Consider the following 22,255-nt stretch of genomic DNA (forward strand, 5'->3'; position numbering starts at 1 on the left):
GCACACGCCATTCGATGCGGTCATGGGAGCCGAGCCCGCACGTTGGCCAGGGGACGCCGAGCGGTCACAGCGGTGACGGGTCGTCGCGCAGCCGGCTGTAGAGCCACCCGTCACGCCAGGCGCCGGCCCGGAACTCACAGGCCCGCAAGACCCCCTCCAGTTGGAAGCCGGCCTTCTCCAGCGATCGCTGCTCGGCAAGGTTCTCGGGGTGGGTGCCGGCCTGGATGCGCTGCGCCGGGGTGTGGCTGAACAGGTAGTCGCAGAGCAGCGCCTGGGCCCGCCAGCCGAGACCCCGGCCGCGCCATTCGGGCAGCAGCACGATGCCGATCTCCCAGTACGGTGCCCGCCCGCCGTGCTGGCCCTGGCGATAGCTGAGGAATCCGGCCGCGACGTCGGGGGGCTCGACCTGGACGATCAGGCCGCCCACCTGCTCGCCGAGATAGCCGTCCTCGGCGAAGCGGCGGGCCGGAGCGGCGGCGTCCCGGAAGCCGGCCCAGTCGAGCCCGATCAGCCCGGGTTCGACAGCGAAACGGCGCAGCATCGCCAGGTCGTCCTCGGCCACCGGGCGCAGTCGTACGGTCGAGCCGGGCGCCTTGTGCACGACGCCGGCCACCAGCGGATCGGAACTTTGCATCCTCCGCACCGTAGTGACGGGCCGGGCCGCCCGCTGCCCCCGCGCCGGGCTGACCGCCTAGACGGAACGCCACGAATCAGAAGGCAGCGCAGAAGCCTGCGGCCCCATCAACAGCATCCCCCCGTCCACCGCCCACGACGCCCCCGTCACGTACGCCGCAGCCGGCGAGGCGAGCATCGCCACCACCGCCGCCACCTCCCGGGCGTCACCGGGACGTCCCACCGGCACGCCGGGCCGGTCCTGCGTGAACGGGTCGACGTCCTCCTGCCCGGTCATCGGCGTGGCGATCTCACCCGGCGCGACCGAGTTGACGGTGATCCCGTCGGCCGCCAGTTCCTGCGCCATCACCTTCGTGAGCAGGCCGAGCCCGCCCTTGGCGGCGCAGTACGCCGACGAGCCCACCCGGGGCGCGTGCTCGTGCACGCTGGTGATGCTGATGATCCGGCCACCCCGTCCGGCCGCGCGCATCCGCCGGGCGGCCCGCTGCGAGCACAGGAACGGGCCGTCCAGGTCGACCGCCAGCACCTCGCGCCACTTCGCCCAGCTCACGTCCACGAACGGCTCGGACAGGCCGGTACCGGCGTTGTTGACGAGCACGCCCAGGCCGCCGAGCCGGTCGGCCAGCTCGTCGACGACCGCCGCCGCCTCGGGGAGCCGGGTCAGGTCCAGCTCGGCGGTCTCGCAGCGGCGGCCGGTGGCACGCACCTCGGTGGCGGTGCGTTCGGCGCCCGCGGCGTCGCCGTACCAGGTGACGCCGATGTCGTAACCGGCCTCGGCGAGCGCCACCGCGCACGCCTTGCCGATGCCGGAGTCCGCGCCGGTGACGATCGCGACGCGGTCGTAGTCCTCGTATCGTTCGGGCATGTCCGCGCACTACCCGCGGGCGGCCACCTCAACCGGCCGGACGACCCCGGCTCGCCCGGCGGTTTCGTCGGACCCGCTCGCTAGGGTACGGGCGTGATCGCCGATGACTCCGATGCCGTGACAGTCCGCTTCCTGCGCATGATGCGTGCCGAGATGGGCGCCGAACGGGTGGGCGAGGACTCGCTCGGCCGCACCGTCGACCTCGCCCGGCGCTGGTGGGGCACCGGCGACGCCGCCGACGCGCGGCTCGCCGACGCGCTGCGCGAGCTGCACGGCGAGCCGGTCGACCTGGCCGATCCGCACGACGTGGCGGGTGCCGCGAGCGCCCTGACCGCCGACGCCGGTGTGCTGACCGAGCCGGATCCGCGCGGCGCGGCGATCGCCCGGTTCGCCGCCAACGCCCGGCGGCTGCGCACCGGCGAGATCACCCCGGCCGAGTTCGACGACCTGATGGCCCGCGACCGCACCGACGCCCCCGACGCCTGACGACGAGCCGGGCACCTGCCGGCGTCGTCGCCGGACGCCCGGAACCTGCGCACCGGCGGCACGCCGCGCGACCGGCCGTCGCTTACGAGGGCGGGTCAGCCCGTCCGGACCGGCACGGCCAACTCGGGCGCGTCAGCGGTGAGCAGCGCCGTCCGCGACGGCACGCGCCACAGCTCGTCCAGGGCCGCCGCCAGCTCGTCCAGCATCAGGCGTACGGTCGGCGCCGCCCCGTCGTGCATCGCCTCGACCACGATAAGCACCTCGGCGGTGCCGGCCCGTACCGCCGACGTGCCGCTCTGCCGGTGGCACCAGCGCCGGGCGTGCGCGTTCTCGCCCTGGTCGGCGAAGATCACCTCGCCGGACGCGGGCTGCTCGGACTCCCCGCCGAGGCCCAGGTAGGACTCGGTGCCGTCGGCCGCGCGGACGGTCAGGTCGCCGTCGATCCCGGCCAGGTCGAGCACGGCGACCGGGACCGCGTACCGGACCGAGAGCGCGTTGCCGAGGTCCACGAGCGGGTGCAGCCGGGGCAGGTCGCCGTCGCGCCGCAGCCGGCGCAGCAGTGACTCGGCGGCGCAGCGGTAGCGGGTCGGCGGGCAGCCCATCCGGGCGAACGCGCGGCGCCACGCCTGGATCTCCGGGAAGCCACCCTCCGGTCCGGCGGTGAGCCGGTCCCGGGCGGCGCCGAGATGCCCGGCGGACAGTGGCGTGACGTCGACGTCCGGCGTGACGCCGCCGGCGTGCAGGACGCCGCAGGTCAGCTCCGGATAGGCCGACCAGATCTCGGGGGAGTGCCGGAAGCGCACGGGAAAGACTCCTTCTACGGGCGAGCGAGTACGGGTCAGGCGGTGAAGGCGAGGCCGAGGCCCAGGACGAGGAAACCGCCGGCGAAGGCGTGCCGTAGCAGCCCGGTCAGCCGGGGCCGGGACAGCACGCGGCGGCGCAGCGCGCCGGCCAGGAGGGCGTACCCGGCGAACACCAGCAGCGTGACAGCCATGAACACCAGGCCGCAGGCGAGCATGCGCACGGTGGCGGCGGGCGCGTCCGGCGGTACGAACTGCGGCAGCAGCGCCACGAAGAACACCGTCACCTTCGGGTTCAGCAGGTTCAGCAGCACCCCGTCCCGGAACACCGCTGACGTCGGACGTGGGGGCCGGTCGCCGCCGACGGTGAGCGTGCCCCGGTCGCGCAGCGCCGACCAGGCCATCCAGAGCAGGTACGCCACACCCAGCCAGGTCACCACGCGGAACGCCGGCGTGCCGGCGCGCAGCAGGGCGGCCAGGCCGGTCACCGCGGCGATCACGTGCGGGACGAGGCTGAGCGTGCCGCCGGCGGCAGCGGCCAGCCCGGCCCGGCGTCCGCCGGTCACGGCGTTGGCGAGCGTGTGCATCACCCCGGTGCCCGGCGTGATCGCGACGACGAGCGAGGTCAGCAGGAAGGCGACTGTCATAAGGTCCAGCCTGTGACCATAATGGTCCGATGGACAGGGCCAAAGCTGTCGTCATCGAGAAGTCCAAAACGGCCGGTGCGGACTTCCTCCAGCTCGACGTCGGCGAGGCGCCCCCAGGCGGCCGCGCGGACTGGCTGGCCGCCCGGCTGCGATCGGCCATCGCCGACGGCCGGGCGCCGGTGGGCACCCGCCTGCCGGCCAGCCGGGTGCTCGCCGCCGAGCTGGGTGTCTCCCGGGGCGTGGTGACCGAGGCGTACCAGCGGCTGGCCGAGGACGGGCAGGTGGCCGGGCGCGGCCGGGCCGGCACGGTGGTGGTCGCCTCACCGGCCGCCGTGGTCACCCGGCCGCCCCGGCCCAGGAGAGCGGCGGAGGTGTTCGCCGGCCGGCCCGGACTCGACGCCTTCGACGAGCTGCGCGCCGTACCCGCCGAGGTGGACCTGACTCCCGGCGTACCCGATCTGGCGGCCTTTCCCCGCGCGGCCTGGCTGCGGGCCGAACGGGCCGTGCTGCACCGGATGACGCCCGCCGCGCTCGCCTACGGCGACCCGGCGGGCGCGCCCGCGCTGCGGTCGGCGGTGGCGAACTGGCTGGCCCGCAGCCGGGGCGTCCGCGCCGACCCGGCCGAGGTGGTGATCGTGGCCGGGGTGTCCCAGGCGCTCGGCCTGCTCGCGCGGGTGCTGCGCGATCGGGGTACGCACACCGTCGCGGTGGAGGACCCGGGCTCGCTCGGCGTACGGCAGCACCTGGCCTATTCCGGGCTGGCGACACCGCCGGTCCCGGTGGACGACAGGGGCCTGCGCGTCGACGAGCTGGAGCGGTCCGGCGCGCCCGCCGTGCTGCTCACCCCGGCGCACCAGTTCCCGACCGGGGTGGTGCTCGACGGCGACCGGCGCCGGCGGCTGCTGCGGTGGGCGCGCGACGGCGGCCTGGTGGTGGAGGACGACTACGACGCCGAGCACCGCTACGACCGTCCGCCGGTGCCGGCGCTGCGCGGCATGGCGCCGGACCGGGTCTGCTACGTCGGCAGCATCTCGAAGCTGCTCGCGCCGGCGCTGCGGATCGGGTGGCTGCTGGTGCCGCCCGCGCTGCACGCCGACACGGTGGCCGCGAAGCGGGCGGCCGACCTCGGCAACGCGGCGCTGGCGCAGCTCGTGCTGGCCGAGCTGATGGAGTCCGGGGCGCTGGAACGGCACCTGCGGCTGCTGCGGCACCGGCACGTACGCCGCCGGGACGCGATGATCCGCGCGGTTCGCGCGTACCTGCCCGGGGCGGTGGTGCACGGCGCGGCGGCCGGGCTGCACCTGATGGTCACCCTGTCCGGCGACGTCGACGACCGGGCGCTCGCGGCGGCGGCGCTGCGCCGCGGCGTGAAGGTCCACCCGCTGTCCTGGCACGGCCAGCGCCCGCAGCCACCCGGCCTGGTCCTCGGCTACGCGGCGACCCCGCCCTTCGACCTCGACCGAGCCCTCTCCACGGTGGCCGAGGCCCTCCGCACCCTCACCCCGCCCCGGTGATCAAGGAGTTCGTGTCCGAGTCGATCTCCTCGAAGGACACGAAGTCCTTGATCATCAACGGAGGGGCGGGGTGGGCGGGTGGTAGAGGGTGGCCAGGGCGGTGGCGGTCTCGGCCAGGCGGGCGCGCAGCGGCGCGGGGGAGAGGACCTCCACGTCGGCGCCGAGCCGGAGCAGGTCGCCGTGTGCGTGGGTGAGCGACTCGATCGGGATGACCGCGTGCACCCAGCCGGTGGCGTCGGGCGGGCCGGCGCTCGCCTCGGCGGCGGCCACCACCACGTCACTGCCGACCTCGCGCAGCCGGGCGAAGCCGCGCGGCGACAGCCGGATGCGCGCCTCGTCGCGGTGCAGCCCGGCCCGGAACTCCACCACGTGCGCGCGCCACCAGGCCGGCAGGTCGAACTCCGGCCGCTCGAACGGCTCGTCCAGCGGGGTCAGGTCGAGGATCTGGTTGACCCGGTAGGTGGCCGGGGCGGCGCGGTCCGGCCGGGCGGCGACCAGGTACCAGCGCCCGCCCTTGAGGACCAGCCCGTACGGTTCGAGGACGCGGGTCGTCTCGCCCCGCCAGCCCCGGTACCGCACCCGGACCCGGTGCTGCCGCCACACCGCGTCGGCGGCCCCGGCCAGGTGTGGTGACGGGTCGCCGTCGGAGTACCAGCCCGGCGTGTCCAGGTGGAACCGCTGTTCCAGCCGGGCCGCCCGGTCGGCGAGCGGCGCTGGTAGCGCGGCCCGCAGCTTGAGCTGTACGGCGGCCACGACCGACTGGTAGCCCAGCTCGGCGGCCGGTCCGGGGAGCCCGGCGAAGAGCAGCCGGTCGGCCTCCTCGGCGGTCAGCCCGGTCAGCCGGGTCCGCCAGCCCTCCACGAGTCGGTAACCGCCGTCGTGCCCGGCCTCGCCGTACAGCGGGATGCCGGCGGCGTGCAGCGCCTCCACGTCCCGGTAGATCGTGCGCGCCGACACCTGGAGGCGATCGGCCAGGTCGGCGGCGGTGAGCCGGCCGTGCGCCTGCAGGAGCAGCAGGATGGACAGGAGTCGACTGGCCCGCATTCCCCTGACACTAGCTGTCAGGGGAACGGTCCTAACGTGCCCGCATGGCTTTTCACGACAAGGAGCTGACCGTGCCGGGGACCGTCGAGGTGGTCGGCCGGCACGTCAAGCGCTACCACATCGACCAGCCGGACCGCCGCCTCGAACCCCGTGTGGTCGACGCCGCGTACGCGTACCTGCCGAAGCTGCTGCCCGGCCCGGACGGCGCCACCCCGCCGGCGAGCTGGGTGGTGCTGCACCGGGGCGCCGACACCGGGGCGTACCTGCTGGCGTACAGCTGGTTCTTCGACAACGTGGTCGAGTGCCGCATCGCGATCGCCGGGCAGCCCGCGCTGGACTGCCCGGACGACGACCCGGCGCACTTCGTGGACCTGACCCGCCCCGGCGTCGGCTGCGTCTGGGAACTGGGCGTGCTGGAACACGAACGCACCGCCTGGATCCGGCACGTGCTCGCGCCGGACGAGCCGGACCTGGCCGGCTACCTGGCCGACACCCGGCCAGAGGGGCCGGTGGGGTTCTGATGGGCGACTTCGACTTCCTCGTCGGCACCTGGGACGTGACGAACCGGCGCCTGCGGCAGCGGCACGTCGGCGGCGACGACTGGGACGAGTTCACCGGCGTCAGCGAGGCCCGCTCGTTCTTCGACGGCGCGGGCAGCTTCGACGAGATGCGCTGCCCCAGTCGGGGCTTCTCCGGCTCCAGCGTGCGCGTCCTGAACCCGGCGACCGGGCTGTGGTCGATCTACTGGATGCACAGCGCGCGGGGCGTGCTGGAGCTGCCGCCGGTGGTGGGCCGGTTCACCGACGGCGTCGGTGAGTTCTACGCCGACGACACCGACGAGGGGCGGCCGGTGCGCTGCCGGTTCCTCTGGTCGGCGATCACCGCCGGCTCCTGCCGCTGGGAACAGGCGTTCTCCACCGACGGGGAGCGCACCTGGGAGACCAACTGGATCATGGAGTTCCGCCGGACGGCATGACCGGCGGCGTGGTGGTCCGGTAGATCGCGGTGAGCCACACGTCGAGCAGCACGTCCACCACGTCCCGCTCGGCTACCGCCGGGCCGTCCCCGGCGAACGTGGCGTACCAGACGCGCTCGTTCATCGAGTTCAGCGCGATGGCGAGGTCCCGGGCGGGCAGCCCGTCCGGGGCCGCGCCGCGGGCGCGTTCGGTCTCGATCGCGGCCTGCACCGCGCGGACCCAGCGTTCCAGCACCTCGGCCCAGAGCCGCCGCACCTCGGCGTTGGTGCCGCGCACCTGGGCGCAGGCCAGCACCACGTCACGGTGCCCGCCGAACGTGGCGTGGAACCGGGCGATCAGCTCCCGCCAGTGGGCGCGTGGATCCTCGGCGAGCCGCTCGAACACGCCACCGGCGGCGGCGTCGGCCTCTTCGGTGACCCGGTCGAGCAGCGTGAGCAGCACCGCGTCCTTGGACGGGAAGTAGAAGTAGAACGTGGGCCGGGAGATCCCCGCGCCACGCGCCAGGTCGTCGATGGAGATGTCGGCGAAGGGACGCTCGGCCAGCAACCGCTCGGCCGTGGCCAGGATCGCGGTCTCCCGGTCGTCGCCGGTGGACCGGCCGGCCCGCCGCCCGCGCGTCGGCGCGGCGCCGGTCGGCGTACGGGCGGTAGTCATGTCGGCAGATGCTACACCCGCTCGACACCGTGTCGATTCGACTCGACACGGTGTTGACTGCGGTCGACGGCGATGGATAGTGTCCGGTCCACCGCCGGTGCGAACGGGAGAAACCGATGGCCGCAGACCACGTCGACGTCCTCATCGTCGGGGCCGGCCTGTCCGGCATCGGCGCCGCCGTCCACCTCGGACGCGAATGCCCCGGCAAGACCTACGCGGTACTGGAGGCCCGGGGCGCCATCGGCGGCACCTGGGACCTGTTCCGCTACCCGGGCATCCGCTCCGACTCCGACATGTACACCCTCGGCTACTCGTTCAAGCCGTGGACCGACCCGAAGGCCATCGCCGACGGCGACTCCATCCGGGCGTACGTGCGCCAGACCGCCCGGGAGTACGACGTGGAACGGCACATCCGCTTCCACCACCGGGCGGTGCGCGCCGAGTGGGACAGCGCCACCGCGCGCTGGACGGTGCACGCCCACCGCGACGACACCGGCGAGGACGTCACCATCACCTGCGGGTTCCTGTTCACCAACTCCGGCTACTACCGCTACGACGAGGGCTACACGCCGCGGTTCCCCGGCATCGAGAAGTACGCCGGCACGCTCGTGCACCCGCAGCACTGGCCCGAGCACCTGGACTACACCGGCAAGCGGGTCGTGGTGATCGGCAGCGGCGCCACGGCTGTCACGCTGGTCCCGGCCATGGCCGAGCGGGCCGCCCACGTCACCATGCTCCAGCGCTCACCCACGTACGTGATCGCGCTGCCCTCGCGCGACCCGTTCGCCGACGCCGCGCGGCGCTGGCTGCCCCCGAAGGCCGCGTACGCGGTGGCCCGGTGGAAGAACGTCACGCTCGGCGTGGCGAACTTCCAGCTCAGCCGCCGCGCCCCGGGCGTGGTGAAGCGGTTCCTGCGCCGCGCCGCGAAGGGCCGGCTCCCGTCCGGGTACGACGTCGACAGGCACTTCTCGCCCCGCTACAAGCCGTGGGACCAGCGCCTGTGCGTGGTGCCGGACGGGGACCTGTTCGCCGCGCTGAGCGCGGGCCGCGCGTCGGTGGTCACCGACACCATCGACACGTTCACCGAGCGGGGCATCCGGCTCGCCTCCGGTGAGGAGCTGCCCGCCGACGTGGTGGTCACCGCCACCGGCCTCAACCTGCTCGCGCTCGGCGGCATGACGCTGGTGGTCGACGGCGCCGAGGTCGACCTCGCCTCGACTGTGGCCTACAAGGGCATGATGCTGTCCGGCGTGCCGAACTTCGCCATGACCATCGGCTACACGAACGCCTCCTGGACGCTCAAGGCCGATCTCGTCGCCACGTACGTCTGCCGGCTGCTGCGTCACCTCGACGACACCGGCCGGCAGATCGTCACGCCGCTCGCCCCGGAGACCGACGACCTGGTGCCGATCATCGACCTGCAGTCCGGATACGTGCTGCGCGCCGTCGACCAGCTGCCCAAGCAGGGACCGCAGGCGCCGTGGCGGCTGCACCAGAACTACCCCCGCGACGTACGCCTGATGCGGCACGGCCCGCTCACCGACGGCGTACGGTTCGACCGCGCCGGCCGACCCGCCGCGGCGGCCACCACCTCGGGAGGAACCGATGCGTGACCTCGTCCTCCCCGGCGGCACGGCGGTGCTCACCGGCGCGGCGAGCGGCATCGGCGCGGCGCTGGCGCACGGGCTGGCCCGGCGCGGCGCCGACCTGGTGCTGCTCGACCGGGACGCCGACGGCCTGGCCGCCACCGTCGCCGCGATCCGGGCCGCGTACCCGGACCGGCAGGTGGAGACCCACGTGGTCGACCTGGCCGACGCCGACGCCACCGACCGGGTCGCCGCCGAGATCCACCGCGCGCACCCCCGGATCCGGCTGCTGATCAACAACGCCGGCGTGGCCCTGGGCGGGCGCTTCGACGAGGTCACCCTGGAGGAGTTCCTCTGGGTCATCGAGATCAACTTCCGGGCGGTGGTACGCCTGACCCACGCGCTGCTGCCCGCGCTCAAGGCCGAACCCGGCGCCCACCTGGTGAACGTGTCCAGCCTGTTCGGGCTGATCGCCCCCGCCGGGCAGGCCGCGTACGCGGCGAGCAAGTTCGCCGTGCGCGGCTTCACCGAGGCGCTGCGGCACGAACTCGTCGACGACGGCATCGGTGTCACCTCGGTGCACCCGGGCGGCATCCGCACCCGGATCGCGGCCAGCGCCCGCGTGGGCAGCGGCGTCTCCCGGGAGGAGTACGAGGCCGGGCGCAAGCAGTTCGAGAAGCTGCTCACCATCGACCCGGCGGTCGCCGCCGAGGTGATCCTGCGCGGGGCCCAGCGACGCCGCGGCCGGGTGCTGATCGGCTGGTCGGCGAAGCTGCCCGACCTGCTCGCCCGCGTCGCACCGGCCGGATACGGCAGGGTGCTGGCCCTGGGCATGCGGCAGCGCCCCGCCCGCCCCGGCGCCGCACCCCAAACGCCGCCCGCCGTCCCGGCCCGGCCCGCCGCCGGGACGACCGACGCCGCCGTGCCGGTTCCGTCTCCCCGGACCGTCGAGGAGACCGCGCCGGAGTCCGGGCGCCGGGCGTGACGCTCGTCCTGCCCCCGGCCGGCGAGCGCACCGTCGACGGGCGGCGCGTGCGCTGCCGGATCAGCGGCGACGGGCCGCCCGTGGTGCTGCTGCACGGCATCGGCCGTACCCTCGACGACTTCACCGCCCTGCACACGGCGCTGGCGCGCGACCACCTGGTGCTCGCGGTGGACCTGCCCGGGCACGGCGGCTCCGCGCCGCTGGACGGCCCGCACACGCTCCCGGCGCTGGCCGCCGCGGTGGCCCGCTTCCTGGACGTGGCCGGGGTGACCGGCCCGGCCCACCTGGTCGGCAACTCCCTCGGCGGGGCGGTGGCCATGCGCCTGGCCACCGACGAACCGCAACGCGTCGCCAGCCTGGCGTTGCTCAACAGCGCCGGCTTCGGCCGCGAGGTGACGGCGGCGCTGCGGCTGCTGGCGGTACGCCCGCTGGCCCGGCTGCTGCTGCGCCCCGATCCGAGGATCATCCGACGGACCGAACGGGCCATCTTCCACGACCCGGCGTACGTCACCGAGGAGCGGCTCGCCGTCGCGCTCGCGGTGGCCGGGCAGCCGCACGCCGCCCGGGTGATGCTGGAGCTGGTCCGCGACCTGGGCACCTGGCGTGGCGTACGCCCGCAGTGGCGCACCGACCTGCTCGACGCGGTGGCCGCGCTCGACCTGCCCACACTGCTCGTCTGGGGCGAGCGCGACCTCGTCCTTCCCGCCGCGCATCTGGCGTACGCCCGCACCCGGCTCCCGCACGCGCGCTCCCACCTGTTCCGCGACACCGGGCACATGCCGCAGATCGAGCGGACCGCCGAGATGGAGGCCCTGCTACGGGAGCTGTGGGCCTGACCGTGGCCTGCGCCACTGCCCCGGCCCGCGCCGGACCGCCCGGGCGACCGGGGGAGCAAGCTTAGATACATGACGCATCCCAGCCGGACCGCGCCGTCCGCCGCCGAACGGGCGTACCGGCACCTCAAGCAGGCGATCCTCGAACAGGTCTACCCGGGCGGCCAGCTCGTCAGCGAGGGCGAGATCGCCGAGGCGACTGGTGTGTCCCGCACCCCGGTCCGGGAGGCGCTGCTGCGGCTGGAGACCGAAGGGCTGGTCAAGCTCTACCCGAAGCGCGGCGCGCTGATCCGGCCGGTGTCGGCCCGGGAGATCGCCGACGTCATCGAGGCCCGCCGCCTGGTCGAACTGCACGCCGCCGACCGGGTCTGGCCGCGCCGCGCCGAGCTGCGCGCCGACCTGGCCCGCTGGCTGGACGAGATGCGCCGCGCGCACGCCGCCGGTGACATCACCACCCTGATGGCCGCCGACCGCTCGTTCCACGCCGCGGTGGTCGAGGCGGCCGGCAACGAGATCCTGGCGGAGCTGTACCACCGGCTGCGCGACAGGCAGCTGCGGATGGGTGAGGCGAGCTTCCGGCTCTCACCAGGCTGGGCCGAGGTCGCGCTCGCCGAGCACGCCGGCCAGCTCGCCGCGCTCGACGGCGACGACCCGCAGGCGTGGCACGACGCGGTCGCCGCGCACATCGACACCGCCGCGCGGATGCTCGGGACGCTGCGGTGAACGCGGGTCGCCGCCCCGCCGCCCTGGTGTACGCGGTGGCCGTCACCGCCTATCTGACGGCTGTGTTCCACCGCAGCTCCCTCGGCGTGACGGGGGTCGACGCGGCGGACCGCTTCCACATCAACGCCGCGGCGCTCGCCACGTTCTCCGTCGCCCAGCTCGCCGTCTACGCCGCCATGCAGGTGCCGGTCGGCGTGCTGCTGGACCGCTACGGCTCGCGCCGGCTGCTGCTGGCCGGCGGCGCGCTGATGGTGGCCGGACAGCTCCTGTTCGCCGTCGCCACCGACGTACCGGCCGCGGTCGCCGCGCGGGTGCTGGTCGGCCTCGGTGACGCCATGACCTTCATCAGCGTGCTGCGCATCGTCGCGTTCTGGTTCCCCGGCCGCCGCAACCCGCTGCTGGTGCAGCTCACCGGCACCGTCGGCCAGCTCGGTGCGGTGCTCGGCGCCGTACCCCTGGTGCTGCTGCTGCACCGCGCGGGCTGGACCCCGGCGTTCCTGACCGCCGCCGCGCTCGGCGCGACGGTGGTGCTGCTGGTCCTCGTCGCGGTCCGCGACACCCCGCACGCCGAGCACGCCACCGCGCTCGCCCCCGACCTGGCCACCGTACGCCGCCGGCTCGCCGAGGCCTGGGCCGAGCCGGGCACCCGGCTGGGCCTGTGGACGCACTTCGTCACGCAGTTCTCCGGCGCGGTGTTCGCGCTGCTGTGGGGCTACCCGTTCCTGGTGCAGGGACAGGGCTTCTCGCCCACCGCGGCGGCCGGGCTGCTCACCGTGATGACGATGGTGACGCTCGTGTGCGGGCCGGTGCTCGCGCACCTGTGCGGCCGCTACCCGTTCCACCGCTCGGTGCTGGTCTTCGCGATCACCGCCGCCACCGCCGGGATGTGGGCGGTGGTGCTCGCCTGGCCCGGCCGCGCGCCGCACTGGCTGCTGGTGGCGCTCGTGGTGGTGCTGGCGGTGAACGGCCCCGGTTCGATGATCGGGTTCGACTACGCCCGGTCGTTCAACCCGGTGCACCGCATCGGCAGTGCCACCGGCATCGTCAACGTCGGCGGTTTCGTCGCCTCGATCGTGCTGATCCTGGGCGTCGGCGTGGTGCTCGACCTGGCCACCCCCGCTGGGTACGACGCGCCGCCGCTGTCCGCGTTCCGCTGGGCGTTCGCCGTCCAGTTCCTGCTCTGGGCGCTCGGCGCGGCGCAGGTGCTGCGCTACCGCAACGCCGCCCGTCGCCGGCTCGCCGACGAGCGGGCCGCCGCCGCGGTGCCGGCGGCGGCCTGAGTACGCGGGCAGCCGGGCGCGGCGTCGGCGCGGCCGCTCAGGGCCGGTGCCGCACCAGCGAGTCGAGCACCAGGGTCAGCCCCGCGCCGACCAGCCACACGTCCTTGGCCAGGCCGATGCCCTCCTGACTCGGCCGGAGGCTGCTGCCCTCACGCATACCCGGCGTCTTCAGGTAGAGCTGCACCAGGCCGGCGCCGAACGCGGTGAGCGCGGCCCCGGCCAGCAGCGAAGGCACGAACGGGGCGAGCAGCGCCGCGCCGAGCGCGACCTCGCCCCGCGACAGCAGCACCGCGAACCGGTCCGGCGGGATCTGCCGCAACTGCGGCATCGCGCCGGCCGCCATGCCGTGCATGCCCGCGGCGGCCTCACCCTCCAGGCCCCGCTTGCCCAGCCCGGAGTTCAGGATGTACGCGCCGATGGCGACCCGCAGCGGCGCATGCGACAGCCTCATGATCACTCCCGTCCCACCTGGTAGAACCGGCACACCGGGTACCCGGTCATGACCAGGACAATCCGCCGGGCTTCATTGGTTCGCGGGTCATGATCAGCGGTAGGTTCGGGGTGCAGAAGCACGCAACAAGGGAGGCACTGTGAGCCAGGAAGTCCGGGGAGTCGTGTCGCGGCGCAAGGGCGCGCCCGTGGAGGTCACCACCATCGTGGTGCCGGACCCGGGGCCGGGCGAGGCGGTGGTCCGCATCCAGTCGTGCGGCGTCTGCCACACCGACCTGCACTACCGCGAGGGCGGCATCAACGACGACTACCCGTTCCTGCTCGGCCACGAGGCCGCCGGCATCGTGGAGCAGGTGGGTGACGGCGTCACCGACGTGGCGCCCGGCGACTTCGTGGTGCTCAACTGGCGCGCGGTCTGCGGGCAGTGCCGGGCCTGCCGGCGCGGCCGACCGTGGTACTGCTTCGCCACCCACAACGCGAAGCAGAAGATGACGCTCACCGACGGCACCGAGCTGACCCCGGCGCTCGGCATCGGCGCCTTCGCCGAGAAGACGCTCGTCCACGCCGGGCAGTGCACGAAGGTCGACCCGTCGGCCCGGCCGGCGGCGGTCGGCCTGCTCGGCTGCGGCGTGATGGCCGGTCTCGGCGCGGCCATGAACACCGGCAACGTGACCCGGGGCGACTCGGTCGCGGTGATCGGCTGCGGTGGTGTCGGTGACGCGGCGGTGGCCGGCGCGGCCCTGGCCGGCGCGACCACGATCATCGCGGTGGACACCGACTCCCGCAAGCTCGACTGGGCGCGCAAGTTCGGCGCCACCCACACCGTCAACGCCTCCGAGGACGACGCGGTGGAGGCCATCCGCGCGGCCACCGGCGGCTTCGGCGCCGACGTGGTGATCGACGCGGTCGGCCGCCCGGAGACCTGGAAGCAGGCGTTCTACGCGCGCGACCTGGCCGGCACCGTCGTGCTGGTCGGCGTGCCGACCCCGGAGATGACAGTCGACCTGCCGCTGCTGGACGTCTTCGGCCGCGGCGGCGCGCTCAAGTCCAGCTGGTACGGCGACTGCCTGCCCAGCCGCGACTTCCCGATGCTGACCGAGCTGTACCGGCAGGGCCGGCTGGACCTGGACGCGTTCGTCACCGAGGAGATCGCCCTCGACCAGGTCGAGGAGGCATTCGCCCGGATGCACCACGGCGACGTGCTGCGCTCGGTGGTGGTCTTCCCGTGACCGCCCGCGTCGATCACGCCGTCACCTCCGGCACGTTCTCGCTGGACGGCCAGACGTTCGACGTGGACAACAACGTCTGGGTGGTCGGTGACGACGCCGAGTGCGTCGTCCTCGACGCGCCGCACGACGTGGCCGCCATCCGTGAGGTGATCGGCGACCGGCGGGTGGTCGCGATCGTGGCCACCCACGCCCACGACGACCACGTCCGCGTCGCGCCCGAGCTGGCCCGGGCCACCGGCGCGCCGGTGCTGCTGCACCCGGCCGACCGGGTGCTGTGGGACATGGTGCACCCGGACACGGCACCGGACGGCGAGCTGACCGACGGGCAGACGATCAGCGTCGGAGGCACCACGCTGCGGGTGCTGCACACGCCCGGTCACAGCCCCGGCGCTTGCAGCCTCCACGCCCCCGACCTGGGCGCGGTCTTCACCGGCGACACCCTGTTCGCCGGGGGACCGGGCGCCACCGGTCGGTCGTACAGCGACTTCGGCACCATCGTCGAGTCGATCCGTACCCGGCTGCTCACGCTGCCGCCGGAGACGGTGGTGCACACCGGGCACGGCGACGACACCACGATCGGGGCCGAGGCGCCGCACCTGGACGAGTGGATCGCCCGGGGCCACTGAGGACCGTACGCCCGAGCGGGCCCGGCCGGAGTGATCCGGTCCGGGCCCGCTCGCGCGTCCCGGCCCGGCCCGGAAACCGTGTGGCCGCGCGGCGGCGCGACCCGTGATACTCGGGCCCGTGCCCGTCGCCACCCTCACCGACGCCCAGTCCGCCGCGCTGCGCCACGTCCGCGACGTCGCGCTGCGCGACCGCCCCGCCGCGCTCGCCGTCATCGCCCGCCACCTCGCCGCCTCCGGCACCACCTACCGGTACGAGGAGGTCGTCGCCGCGATCACCGGGTACGGGCGCCTGACGCTGAACTTCCACCCCGACCGGGTCCTGCGCGACGGCCGCACAGTGGTCGAGGCCCTCGAGGAGGAGGGCGTCTACCGCAGCCAGTTCGAGACCGGCATCTCCAACGGCGGCCTGACCGCGTACCCGGGTGGCGACCGGAACGTGTGGGAGCAGGCGATGTTCGGCGGCGCGTACCAGCGTCCCGGCGTGCCGCCGGCGCAGCGCCCGAAGTACGGCGGCCTGAACCTGCTCGACCACGCCGACGGCGCGTGCCCCCGCTTCGGGTCCTGCCATCTGCGGCTGCGCCCGGAGGTGCTGGCCCGGGCCACGTTCAGCTTCGGTGACAGCCACCTCGAGCCCACCGAGTTCGGCACCGTCGACGTCTTCGAGCCGGTGTTCGCGGCGCTTCTGACCGCCACCGCCGGCACCGGCGTCGCCCTGGGCGTGGCGGGCATGGACACCGGCACACTGCTGCGGACGCTGCTGCGCCGCCGGGAACGGGAGTCCGGCCGGGTCGGCCGGGCGCTCGACGACTACGTCGAGGCGCAGGTGCACGGCGAGATCAACCTGTCCCGCGACGTCGAGGCGCTCGTGGTCGACCCGTCGTTCCGGGGCAGCGACTCCGGACGGCGCCTGGCGGGGATCGCCGCGCGGCACGGCATGGCGCTGCGCTTCCACCCGGGCTTCGTGCTGCCGGTCGACGCCGTCGACGCCGAGTTCCGGGGCCCGGACATCCCGCCGCTCGCCGCGCGCGTGCACGCCGAGTTCGCCCGCCCGGGGGAGCCGCTGCACGCGGCGCTCGTCGGCCGGGCCGCAGCCTCGGTGGTACGCGAGCCGCAGCGCTGGGCCGACCGGGGACCGGCCGCGGTGACGCTGCAGCACCTGAAACAGCTCTGGCACGTGTTGGTCCGGTTCGGCGGTCCGGCCTGATCATCCCGCTCTGCCTGCTGAACGGCGTGCTTGTCCGGAATCGCGGGTGACGTGGACCGCAGCCTTCGCCGTGCCCGGCATTTCCGGAATGACCGACACGGCGGGCTCGTTGTGTCCCCCGTACCGCCGGAACCCAAACACCTACCCGGCGGTAGTCCCTCGAGGGGCGCTCACCCCGGAGCGCGTCGTAACGATCGAAAGGGCAACCATCGTGAAGCAGCACTTCACTCGATGGCTCCCCGCCATCGCGAAGACCGCCGTCGCGAAGACCGCCGCTGTCACCCGTAACCGCCGTGCCGCGCTGAGCGTGGCGGGTGTGGCAGTTCTGGGCGGGCTGGCCGTCGGCCCCGTCGCAGTGGCCGCGCCGGTGACCAGCGGGCCGCACGCCGGCGCCAAGGCCGCCATCGACCTGGCGACCGGCAAGAAGACCTCCACCGAGGCGGTCAAGCCCGGCCAGACCACCGGCCTGGACAAGGTGCCGACCCGGGCCGACCGGCCGGCCAAGGAGAAGCTCGTGCCGCACGGCGTCGAGGGCGCGCAGTCGCGCATCCCGCTCGACGACGCGCAGCTCGACAACGCCAAGGCCATCGTCGAGGCGGCCAAGGAGACCGGCGTGGGGGAGCGGGGCGCCGTGATCGGCGTCGCGACCTCGCTGCAGGAGTCGAAGCTGTACAACCTGGGTCACCTCGGCGCGTACAACGACCACGACTCGGAGGGCCTGTTCCAGCAGCGCCCGTCGTCCGGTTGGGGCACGTCCGAGCAGATCACCGACCCGGAGTACTCCAGCAAGGCGTTCTTCAACGCGCTGAAGAACGTCGGCGGCTGGCACGAGCTGCCGCTGACCACCGCCGCGCAGACCGTCCAGGTGTCCGCCTACCCGTACGCGTACGCGCAGTGGGAGGAGCAGGCCGCGGACATCGTCCAGCAGGTCTGGTGACCCGACACCCGTAGAAGAACGGCCGGCCCTTTCGTGGGGCCGGCCGTTCTCGCGTGGGAGCGACCTCCCCGCCGATCTTGGAGTTGTGGTGCCTCGCATACCTCGGATACGGGACATCCTGGGCGCCGCAACTCCAAGATCGAGGGGGCAGAGCCGGGGCGAGGGCGGGGCGGGCGGGCCGGTGGGTGGCGGTGTCCGGTTCGGGTGTGGTGGGCGGCACCGCGCGTGCGGAATCGGGGGCGGGTGGGTGGCGTTGTAACCCGGTACGCGACCGCAGCGGCGCCGCCGAGTGCCCCCGGGGGAACAACCCCGGGTGGCCGGTCGTTGCAGATGCACCCGGCACGCCCCGCGCTGCCGAACCCCCGAGATCCCCTTGAGCGCCTGACGGTGCCCACGCATCCGCCCCCGGATGCGTCGACCCCCGAACGGAGCCCACCATGAACACGATCCTGCGCAAGAGCATCCTCGGTATCGCCGGTCTCGCCTTCACCGGTGGCGTGTTCGCCGGCCCGGTCGCCGCCCACGCGGCGGAGACCACCAAGCCGGCCGCCGTCGCGGTCCGGGGCGTGAGCCCGCAGGGCGAGCAGTCGCACGTGGACCTCAACGACGAGCAGCTCGCCAACGCCAAGGCCATCATCGCGGCCACCAAGAAGGCGGGCATGCCCGAGCGCGCCGCGGTCGTCTCGATCGCCACCGCGCTGCAGGAGTCGAAGCTGGAGAACCTGGGTCACCTGGGTGACCGCAACGACCACGACTCGCTGGGCCTGTTCCAGCAGCGGCCGTCCAGCGGCTGGGGTACGCCGGAGCAGATCACCGACCCCGAGTACTCGACGCTGGCGTTCCTCAAGGGCCTCAAGCAGGTCGACGGCTGGCAGGACATGCCGCTGACCGAGGCCGCGCAGACCGTGCAGGTCAGCGCCTACCCCGACGCGTACGCGCAGTGGGAGAAGCAGGCCGCCGAGATCGTCGCCGAGCACTGGAACAAGTAAGACCCGACGAAAGGCCGGTACCCGACCCGGGTGCCGGCCTTTCGCGTGCTCTCAGCCGCTGTGCGCGGCGAGCCACGACAGCACCGGCTCGACCACCGACGGGTCCAGCGGCTGCTTCGCCTCCTCCCGGTACGCCCGCAGCGACGGCGGACCTGGTTGGCGGCGCAGCACGTGGGTGACGTCCGGCAGGACCCCGGTCTGCACCGGCCCGCCGGCGTGGGCGGCGATGACCGGCAGGTCGGCCGGGTCGGTCTGGAGGTCCTTGTCGCCGGTGAGCGCGAGGATCGGGGCGTCGATCCGGGCCAGGTCCGGGCGGGGGTCGTAGCGCAGGAACTCCCGGAACCAGCGGGCGTTGAGCCGCTGCCCGCCGACCCACGCCACGTCCTTGTCGGTGGCGAGGATCTTCTCGTGGTTGCGGGCCACCTTCGCCACCAGGTCGGTGCGGGTGAGCCGGAACACCAGGCGTACCGGCGCGGGCAGGGTGGGCAGCAGCCGCCCGGCCTGCCGGCGCAGCACCTCGGCGCCGGTACGCCCGGGCGCGGAGAGCAGGACCAGACCGGCCACCGGTACGCCACGCGCGGCGAGCGCGACAGCGGTGAGCGCGCCCTCGCTGTGCCCGACCAGGAACATCCGCCCGGCGTCCACGGCCGGGTCGTCGCGCAGCGCCGCGAACACCGCTGCCGCGTCGTCGACGTTGTCGTGGAAGCCGGTACGCAGGAACTCGCCGCTGCTCTCGCCGACGCCCCGCCTGTCGTACCGGGCGACAGCGATCCCGGCCCCGCTCAGCGCGGCGGCCAGGTGCCGCTGGATGCCGAGCGGCAGGCGGCGGTGGTCGCCGTCGCGGTTGATCGGCCCGGAGCCGGGCAGCAGCAGCGCCGCCGGGTGCGGACCGGCGCCGTCGGGCAGCGTGAGCGTGCCGGACAGCCGCTGCCCGGCCGACTCGACGGCGAGCGGACTGTCGATCGTCACGGCAGCACCGCCGCGGCCAGGGCGTCGGCGTCGTCGGTGCCGATGAGCAGGGAGTCGTACGCCTGGCCGGTGAGGGTGATGCGGACGGCCGGCTGCCCGCCGCGGACGCTGACGAACTCCTTGCCGGCCCTGCCGCGCCAGGTGCCGACGTTGCGCGTGCGGGGCACGCCGAGGCCGGGCGCCCGGATGCCGCGGGTGGCGCGGGCACCGTCCGGTACGACGACGGCGCCGCTGACGGCGGATCGGGGGAACGACAGGTCACCGCGCAGGGCCCAGATCTTCTCGGCGGTGGTGAGCCGGACGTCGATGCGGTCGGCGGTGATGTCGATGGTGGCCATCGGCGGACTCCTCGCTTCTGTTATCGTCAGTGAGAACATTACCGGAGGCGATAACAAAAAGGGGAGCCGCTGTGGCACTCGACACCGTGGAGCTGCTGCTGCACCCGGTCCGGCTGCGCATCGTCCAGGCGTTCCTGGGCGGCCGAACGCTCACCACCACCGACCTGCGCGCCGCGCTGAGCGACGTGCCACCGGCCACGCTCTACCGGCAGGTCGCCACGCTCGCCGACCACGGCGTGCTGCACACGGTGGGGGAGCGGCGGGCCCGCGGCGCGACCGAGCGCAGCTACCGGCTTGTCGAGGCAGCCGCGTCGGTGGACCCGGACGAGGCCCGGGCCATGAGCCCGCAACGGCACCGGCAGGCGTTCCTCACCTTCGTCGCGGGCCTGCTCGCCGACTTCGACGTCTACCTCGACCGCGGCGACCCCGACCTGGCCCGCGACGTGGCCGGCTACCGGCAGAACGCGTTCCACGCCACCGACGCCGAGACCGCCGAGTTCGTCACCCGGTTCCGCGAACTGTTCGCCGAGTACGCGGCGCGCGGCCCCGGGCCCGGCCGCACCCGGCGGCTGCTCACCACAGTGCTGCTGCCCGCCGCCGATCAGGAGCGGCCCGCGGAGCGCCGGTGACCGAGCGCGATGTCCGCCACGGCGGCGCCGAGCGCCAGCACGATTATCCCGGCGGCGAGCAGCAGTGAGTGGCGGAACGCCGCACCCCAGTCGCCGCGGTCCTGCGCCAGCGTCGAGAAGAACAGCGCGCCCACCGCGGCGATGCCCGCGGCCGACCCGATGCGCTGCCCGGTCTGGAGCATGCCCGCGCCGCTGCCGGCCATCGGCACCGGCACCTCGGACAGCGTGAGCGTCTGGTTCGGCGCGATCACCAGGCCGCTGCCCAGCCCGGCGACGAGCAACGGCAGCGCGGTCCGCAGCGGCACGTTCTCGTGCGGCCCGCCGGCCAGCACCAGGTCGGTGGCGATCAGCCCGGCCACCACGGCCACCAGCCCGATCGCCACCAGCGGACGGCCGTACCGGGTGACCACCCGGCCGCCGAGCGCGGAGGCGAGCGCCGAACCGAGCGCGAACGGCGTGATCGCCAGACCGGCCACGAGCGCGCTGTAGCCGAGCCCCATCTGGAGGTAGAGCGTGAAGATGAAGAAGATCGCGGTGAACCCGGCGAAGTAGATCAGGCCGATCAGCGCGCCGAGCGTGTACGAGCGCACCGTGAACAGCCGCAGGTCGAACAGCGGCTGGGCGCGCCGGCCGTACCGGTGCTCCCAGAGCGCGAATCCGGCGAGCAGCAGCAGGCCGACGGGGATCAGCAGCCACTTGCCTGGGCCCCGCCACTGCTCCCGCTGCACCAGCGGCAGCAGGATCACCGTCACCCCGGCGCCGAGCAGCAGGACCCCGAGCGGATCGAGCCGGCCCCGTCCGGCCGGATTCGTCGGCCGGGACGGCATCAGCCGCCAGCCGAGCAGCATCGCCACGATCCCGACCGGGATGTTCACGAAGAACACCCACCGCCAGCCGTGCTCGGCGCCGCCGAGCTGGATGAGCAGACCGCCGAGCAGCGGACCCACGGCGGTGGAGATACCGATCGTCGCGCCCAGAAGCCCGAACGCCCGGCCCCGGTCGGAGCCCCGGAACAGCTCCTGAATCATGCCGCTGACCTGGGGGTTCACCACACCGGCGGCGGCACCCTGGACGAGCCGGGCGACGACCAGCCACTCCGGCGAGCGGGCCAGCCCGGCCAGCGCGCTGGTCAGCGTGAACAGGCCGACGCCGACCACGAACGCGGTACGCCGCCCGCGCGCGTCGCCGAACCGCCCGGCCGGCACCAGCACCAGGCCGAACGTCAGCGCGTACCCGGACAGCACCCACTGCAGGTCGCTCGGCGTGGCGTGCAGCGCACGATCGATCGACGGCACCGCGACGTTGACGATGCTGACGTCCAGCAGCGTCATGAACGCCGCGATCAGGCCGACGCTCAGCGCGCGCCAGCGACGCCGGCCGTCGTACCCGGTGTCCTGCACCGGCGTCGACGACCGGCCCTCGCTCATCGTGCCCCCCGCTGACCGTCGATCACCCGACTCCGATCGCTACCCGGTGCCCGGTGGGGCAAACGACTCGATCACGCCATCTGGCGCGCGCACCACCGGGGTCCGAAGTCCAGGCCGGACATCGGGGAGTCCTCGCGGTGCAGCAGCCCTCGCTCGGTGAGCGAGTGCAGCGGCTCGCGCAGCTCCTCCTCGGTCATCCCGGTCTCCTGGGCGATCAGGTCCGGGTAGGGGACGTGTCCCTGCACCTCCAGCGCGGACACCGCCTGGTAGACCCGTTCCTCGACCGCAGACAGCTGGACCTGAGGCATCGCTTCCCTCCTCGGCGTGGACCGCCCGACCCGCGGACGGCCGGCGACCGGCGGTTACCCGGACGAGCCCCGATGATGCTCACCCGTTCGACTGTCGTACCGGGCGGCGCGGCACGGCGGTG

At 74.1% G+C, this 22,255-nt stretch carries 26 protein-coding genes; 15 read left to right on the plus strand and 11 right to left on the minus strand.

Annotation, left to right across the window (positions count from 1 at the left end; all coding sequences use genetic code 11):
* Window positions 1–64 precede the first annotated feature (64 nt).
* Together IRY44_RS29795 and IRY44_RS29800 are read right to left on the minus strand one after the other, a co-directional pair.
* On the minus strand, window positions 65–634 hold the full coding sequence (locus tag IRY44_RS29795; protein WP_194803463.1) for a GNAT family N-acetyltransferase: 570 nt from the start codon (window positions 632–634) through the stop codon (window positions 65–67).
* A gap of 57 nt (window positions 635–691) precedes the next feature.
* A complete protein-coding gene (locus tag IRY44_RS29800; RefSeq protein WP_194803464.1) occupies window positions 692–1,498 on the minus strand; it encodes an SDR family oxidoreductase in 807 nt (268 codons plus the stop codon).
* A 93-nt stretch (window positions 1,499–1,591) separates the two neighbouring features.
* On the opposite strand from IRY44_RS29800, the gene IRY44_RS29805 reads away from it, so the two are divergent.
* Window positions 1,592–1,984: a hypothetical protein gene (locus IRY44_RS29805; protein ID WP_194803465.1), complete on the plus strand. Its 393-nt coding sequence runs from the start codon at window positions 1,592–1,594 to the stop codon at window positions 1,982–1,984.
* Between the two features lie 95 nt (window positions 1,985–2,079).
* On the opposite strand, the gene IRY44_RS29810 is transcribed toward IRY44_RS29805, so the two are convergent.
* Window positions 2,080–2,787, minus strand: a complete 708-nt coding sequence (locus tag IRY44_RS29810; protein WP_194803466.1) for a phenylalanine--tRNA ligase beta subunit-related protein — start codon at window positions 2,785–2,787, stop codon at window positions 2,080–2,082.
* Between the two features lie 35 nt (window positions 2,788–2,822).
* Window positions 2,823–3,431, minus strand: coding sequence for a LysE family translocator (locus tag IRY44_RS29815; RefSeq protein ID WP_194803467.1), 609 nt, complete (start codon window positions 3,429–3,431; stop codon window positions 2,823–2,825).
* Window positions 3,432–3,460: 29 nt separating this feature from the next.
* On the opposite strand from IRY44_RS29815, the gene IRY44_RS29820 reads away from it, so the two are divergent.
* Entirely contained in the window at window positions 3,461–4,945 is a 1,485-nt protein-coding gene (locus IRY44_RS29820; protein ID WP_194803468.1) for a PLP-dependent aminotransferase family protein, read from the plus strand.
* A 54-nt stretch (window positions 4,946–4,999) separates the two neighbouring features.
* On the opposite strand, the gene IRY44_RS29825 is transcribed toward IRY44_RS29820, so the two are convergent.
* Window positions 5,000–5,989 (minus strand): YafY family protein, encoded by a 990-nt coding sequence (locus IRY44_RS29825; protein WP_194803469.1) that lies wholly within the window; start codon window positions 5,987–5,989, stop codon window positions 5,000–5,002.
* 44 nt (window positions 5,990–6,033) lie between these two features.
* On the opposite strand from IRY44_RS29825, the gene IRY44_RS29830 reads away from it, so the two are divergent.
* Together IRY44_RS29830 and IRY44_RS29835 are read left to right on the plus strand one after the other, a co-directional pair.
* Window positions 6,034–6,510: a hypothetical protein gene (locus tag IRY44_RS29830; protein WP_194803470.1), complete on the plus strand. Its 477-nt coding sequence runs from the start codon at window positions 6,034–6,036 to the stop codon at window positions 6,508–6,510.
* A complete protein-coding gene (locus IRY44_RS29835; RefSeq protein ID WP_194803471.1) occupies window positions 6,510–6,965 on the plus strand; it encodes a hypothetical protein in 456 nt (151 codons plus the stop codon). Before IRY44_RS29830 ends, IRY44_RS29835 begins: the two co-directional genes overlap by 1 nt.
* Here the strand turns inward: IRY44_RS29835 and IRY44_RS29840 are convergent.
* The gene (locus IRY44_RS29840; RefSeq protein ID WP_194803472.1) at window positions 6,940–7,620 is read right to left on the minus strand and encodes a TetR/AcrR family transcriptional regulator; all 681 of its coding nucleotides are present in this window, start codon (window positions 7,618–7,620) and stop codon (window positions 6,940–6,942) included. The genes IRY44_RS29835 and IRY44_RS29840 overlap by 26 nt on opposite strands.
* 116 nt (window positions 7,621–7,736) lie before the next feature.
* On the opposite strand from IRY44_RS29840, the gene IRY44_RS29845 reads away from it, so the two are divergent.
* The 5 genes from IRY44_RS29845 to IRY44_RS29865 all read left to right on the plus strand — a co-directional run bounded on the left by IRY44_RS29845 (window position 7,737) and on the right by IRY44_RS29865 (window position 13,027).
* The gene (locus tag IRY44_RS29845) at window positions 7,737–9,233 is read left to right on the plus strand and encodes an NAD(P)/FAD-dependent oxidoreductase (RefSeq protein ID WP_194803473.1); all 1,497 of its coding nucleotides are present in this window, start codon (window positions 7,737–7,739) and stop codon (window positions 9,231–9,233) included.
* Window positions 9,226–10,191 carry an SDR family oxidoreductase gene (locus tag IRY44_RS29850; protein ID WP_194803474.1) on the plus strand — a complete coding sequence of 322 codons (966 nt, stop codon included), beginning with the start codon at window positions 9,226–9,228 and terminating at the stop codon, window positions 10,189–10,191. The genes IRY44_RS29845 and IRY44_RS29850 overlap by 8 nt, the downstream gene beginning before the upstream one ends.
* Entirely contained in the window at window positions 10,188–11,027 is an 840-nt protein-coding gene (locus IRY44_RS29855; protein ID WP_194803475.1) for an alpha/beta fold hydrolase, read from the plus strand. Before IRY44_RS29850 ends, IRY44_RS29855 begins: the two co-directional genes overlap by 4 nt.
* Window positions 11,028–11,096: 69 nt before the next feature.
* Entirely contained in the window at window positions 11,097–11,747 is a 651-nt protein-coding gene (locus tag IRY44_RS29860; protein ID WP_194803476.1) for a GntR family transcriptional regulator, read from the plus strand.
* On the plus strand, window positions 11,744–13,027 hold the full coding sequence (locus tag IRY44_RS29865; protein ID WP_194803477.1) for a nitrate/nitrite transporter: 1,284 nt from the start codon (window positions 11,744–11,746) through the stop codon (window positions 13,025–13,027). Before IRY44_RS29860 ends, IRY44_RS29865 begins: the two co-directional genes overlap by 4 nt.
* Window positions 13,028–13,064: 37 nt before the next feature.
* On the opposite strand, the gene IRY44_RS29870 is transcribed toward IRY44_RS29865, so the two are convergent.
* Complete coding sequence (locus IRY44_RS29870; protein WP_013476735.1) at window positions 13,065–13,478, minus strand: hypothetical protein; 414 nt, start codon at window positions 13,476–13,478, stop codon at window positions 13,065–13,067.
* A 139-nt stretch (window positions 13,479–13,617) separates the two neighbouring features.
* Between IRY44_RS29870 and IRY44_RS29875 the strand changes: the two genes are divergently transcribed.
* The 5 genes from IRY44_RS29875 (at window position 13,618) to IRY44_RS29895 (ending at window position 18,462) form a co-directional block, all read left to right on the plus strand.
* Window positions 13,618–14,706: an S-(hydroxymethyl)mycothiol dehydrogenase gene (locus IRY44_RS29875; RefSeq protein WP_194803478.1), complete on the plus strand. Its 1,089-nt coding sequence runs from the start codon at window positions 13,618–13,620 to the stop codon at window positions 14,704–14,706.
* Window positions 14,703–15,332 carry an MBL fold metallo-hydrolase gene (locus tag IRY44_RS29880; RefSeq protein ID WP_194803479.1) on the plus strand — a complete coding sequence of 210 codons (630 nt, stop codon included), beginning with the start codon at window positions 14,703–14,705 and terminating at the stop codon, window positions 15,330–15,332. Before IRY44_RS29875 ends, IRY44_RS29880 begins: the two co-directional genes overlap by 4 nt.
* A 103-nt stretch (window positions 15,333–15,435) precedes the next feature.
* Window positions 15,436–16,536: a DUF3626 domain-containing protein gene (locus IRY44_RS29885; RefSeq protein WP_194803480.1), complete on the plus strand. Its 1,101-nt coding sequence runs from the start codon at window positions 15,436–15,438 to the stop codon at window positions 16,534–16,536.
* 211 nt (window positions 16,537–16,747) lie between these two features.
* Window positions 16,748–17,473 carry a hypothetical protein gene (locus IRY44_RS29890; RefSeq protein WP_030275023.1) on the plus strand — a complete coding sequence of 242 codons (726 nt, stop codon included), beginning with the start codon at window positions 16,748–16,750 and terminating at the stop codon, window positions 17,471–17,473.
* A 437-nt stretch (window positions 17,474–17,910) separates the two neighbouring features.
* Window positions 17,911–18,462, plus strand: coding sequence for a hypothetical protein (locus IRY44_RS29895; protein ID WP_194803481.1), 552 nt, complete (start codon window positions 17,911–17,913; stop codon window positions 18,460–18,462).
* A gap of 51 nt (window positions 18,463–18,513) precedes the next feature.
* Here the strand turns inward: IRY44_RS29895 and IRY44_RS29900 are convergent, their stop codons facing one another.
* Together IRY44_RS29900 and IRY44_RS29905 are read right to left on the minus strand one after the other, a co-directional pair.
* Window positions 18,514–19,431 carry a S9 family peptidase gene (locus IRY44_RS29900; protein WP_194803482.1) on the minus strand — a complete coding sequence of 306 codons (918 nt, stop codon included), beginning with the start codon at window positions 19,429–19,431 and terminating at the stop codon, window positions 18,514–18,516.
* A complete protein-coding gene (locus tag IRY44_RS29905; protein WP_194803483.1) occupies window positions 19,428–19,769 on the minus strand; it encodes a hypothetical protein in 342 nt (113 codons plus the stop codon). Before IRY44_RS29905 ends, IRY44_RS29900 begins: the two co-directional genes overlap by 4 nt.
* A 71-nt stretch (window positions 19,770–19,840) precedes the next feature.
* On the opposite strand from IRY44_RS29905, the gene IRY44_RS29910 reads away from it, so the two are divergent.
* Entirely contained in the window at window positions 19,841–20,398 is a 558-nt protein-coding gene (locus tag IRY44_RS29910) for a helix-turn-helix domain-containing protein (protein WP_194803484.1), read from the plus strand.
* On the opposite strand, the gene IRY44_RS29915 is transcribed toward IRY44_RS29910, so the two are convergent.
* Window positions 20,371–21,825: an MFS transporter gene (locus IRY44_RS29915; RefSeq protein WP_194803485.1), complete on the minus strand. Its 1,455-nt coding sequence runs from the start codon at window positions 21,823–21,825 to the stop codon at window positions 20,371–20,373. The genes IRY44_RS29910 and IRY44_RS29915 overlap by 28 nt on opposite strands.
* Window positions 21,826–21,896: 71 nt before the next feature.
* The gene (locus IRY44_RS29920; protein WP_013286401.1) at window positions 21,897–22,133 is read right to left on the minus strand and encodes a hypothetical protein; all 237 of its coding nucleotides are present in this window, start codon (window positions 22,131–22,133) and stop codon (window positions 21,897–21,899) included.
* Between the last annotated feature and the right edge of the window lie 122 nt (window positions 22,134–22,255).

This window comes from Micromonospora sp. ANENR4 (assembly GCF_015354395.1).
Taxonomy (GTDB): Bacteria; Actinomycetota; Actinomycetes; order Mycobacteriales; family Micromonosporaceae; genus Micromonospora; species Micromonospora aurantiaca.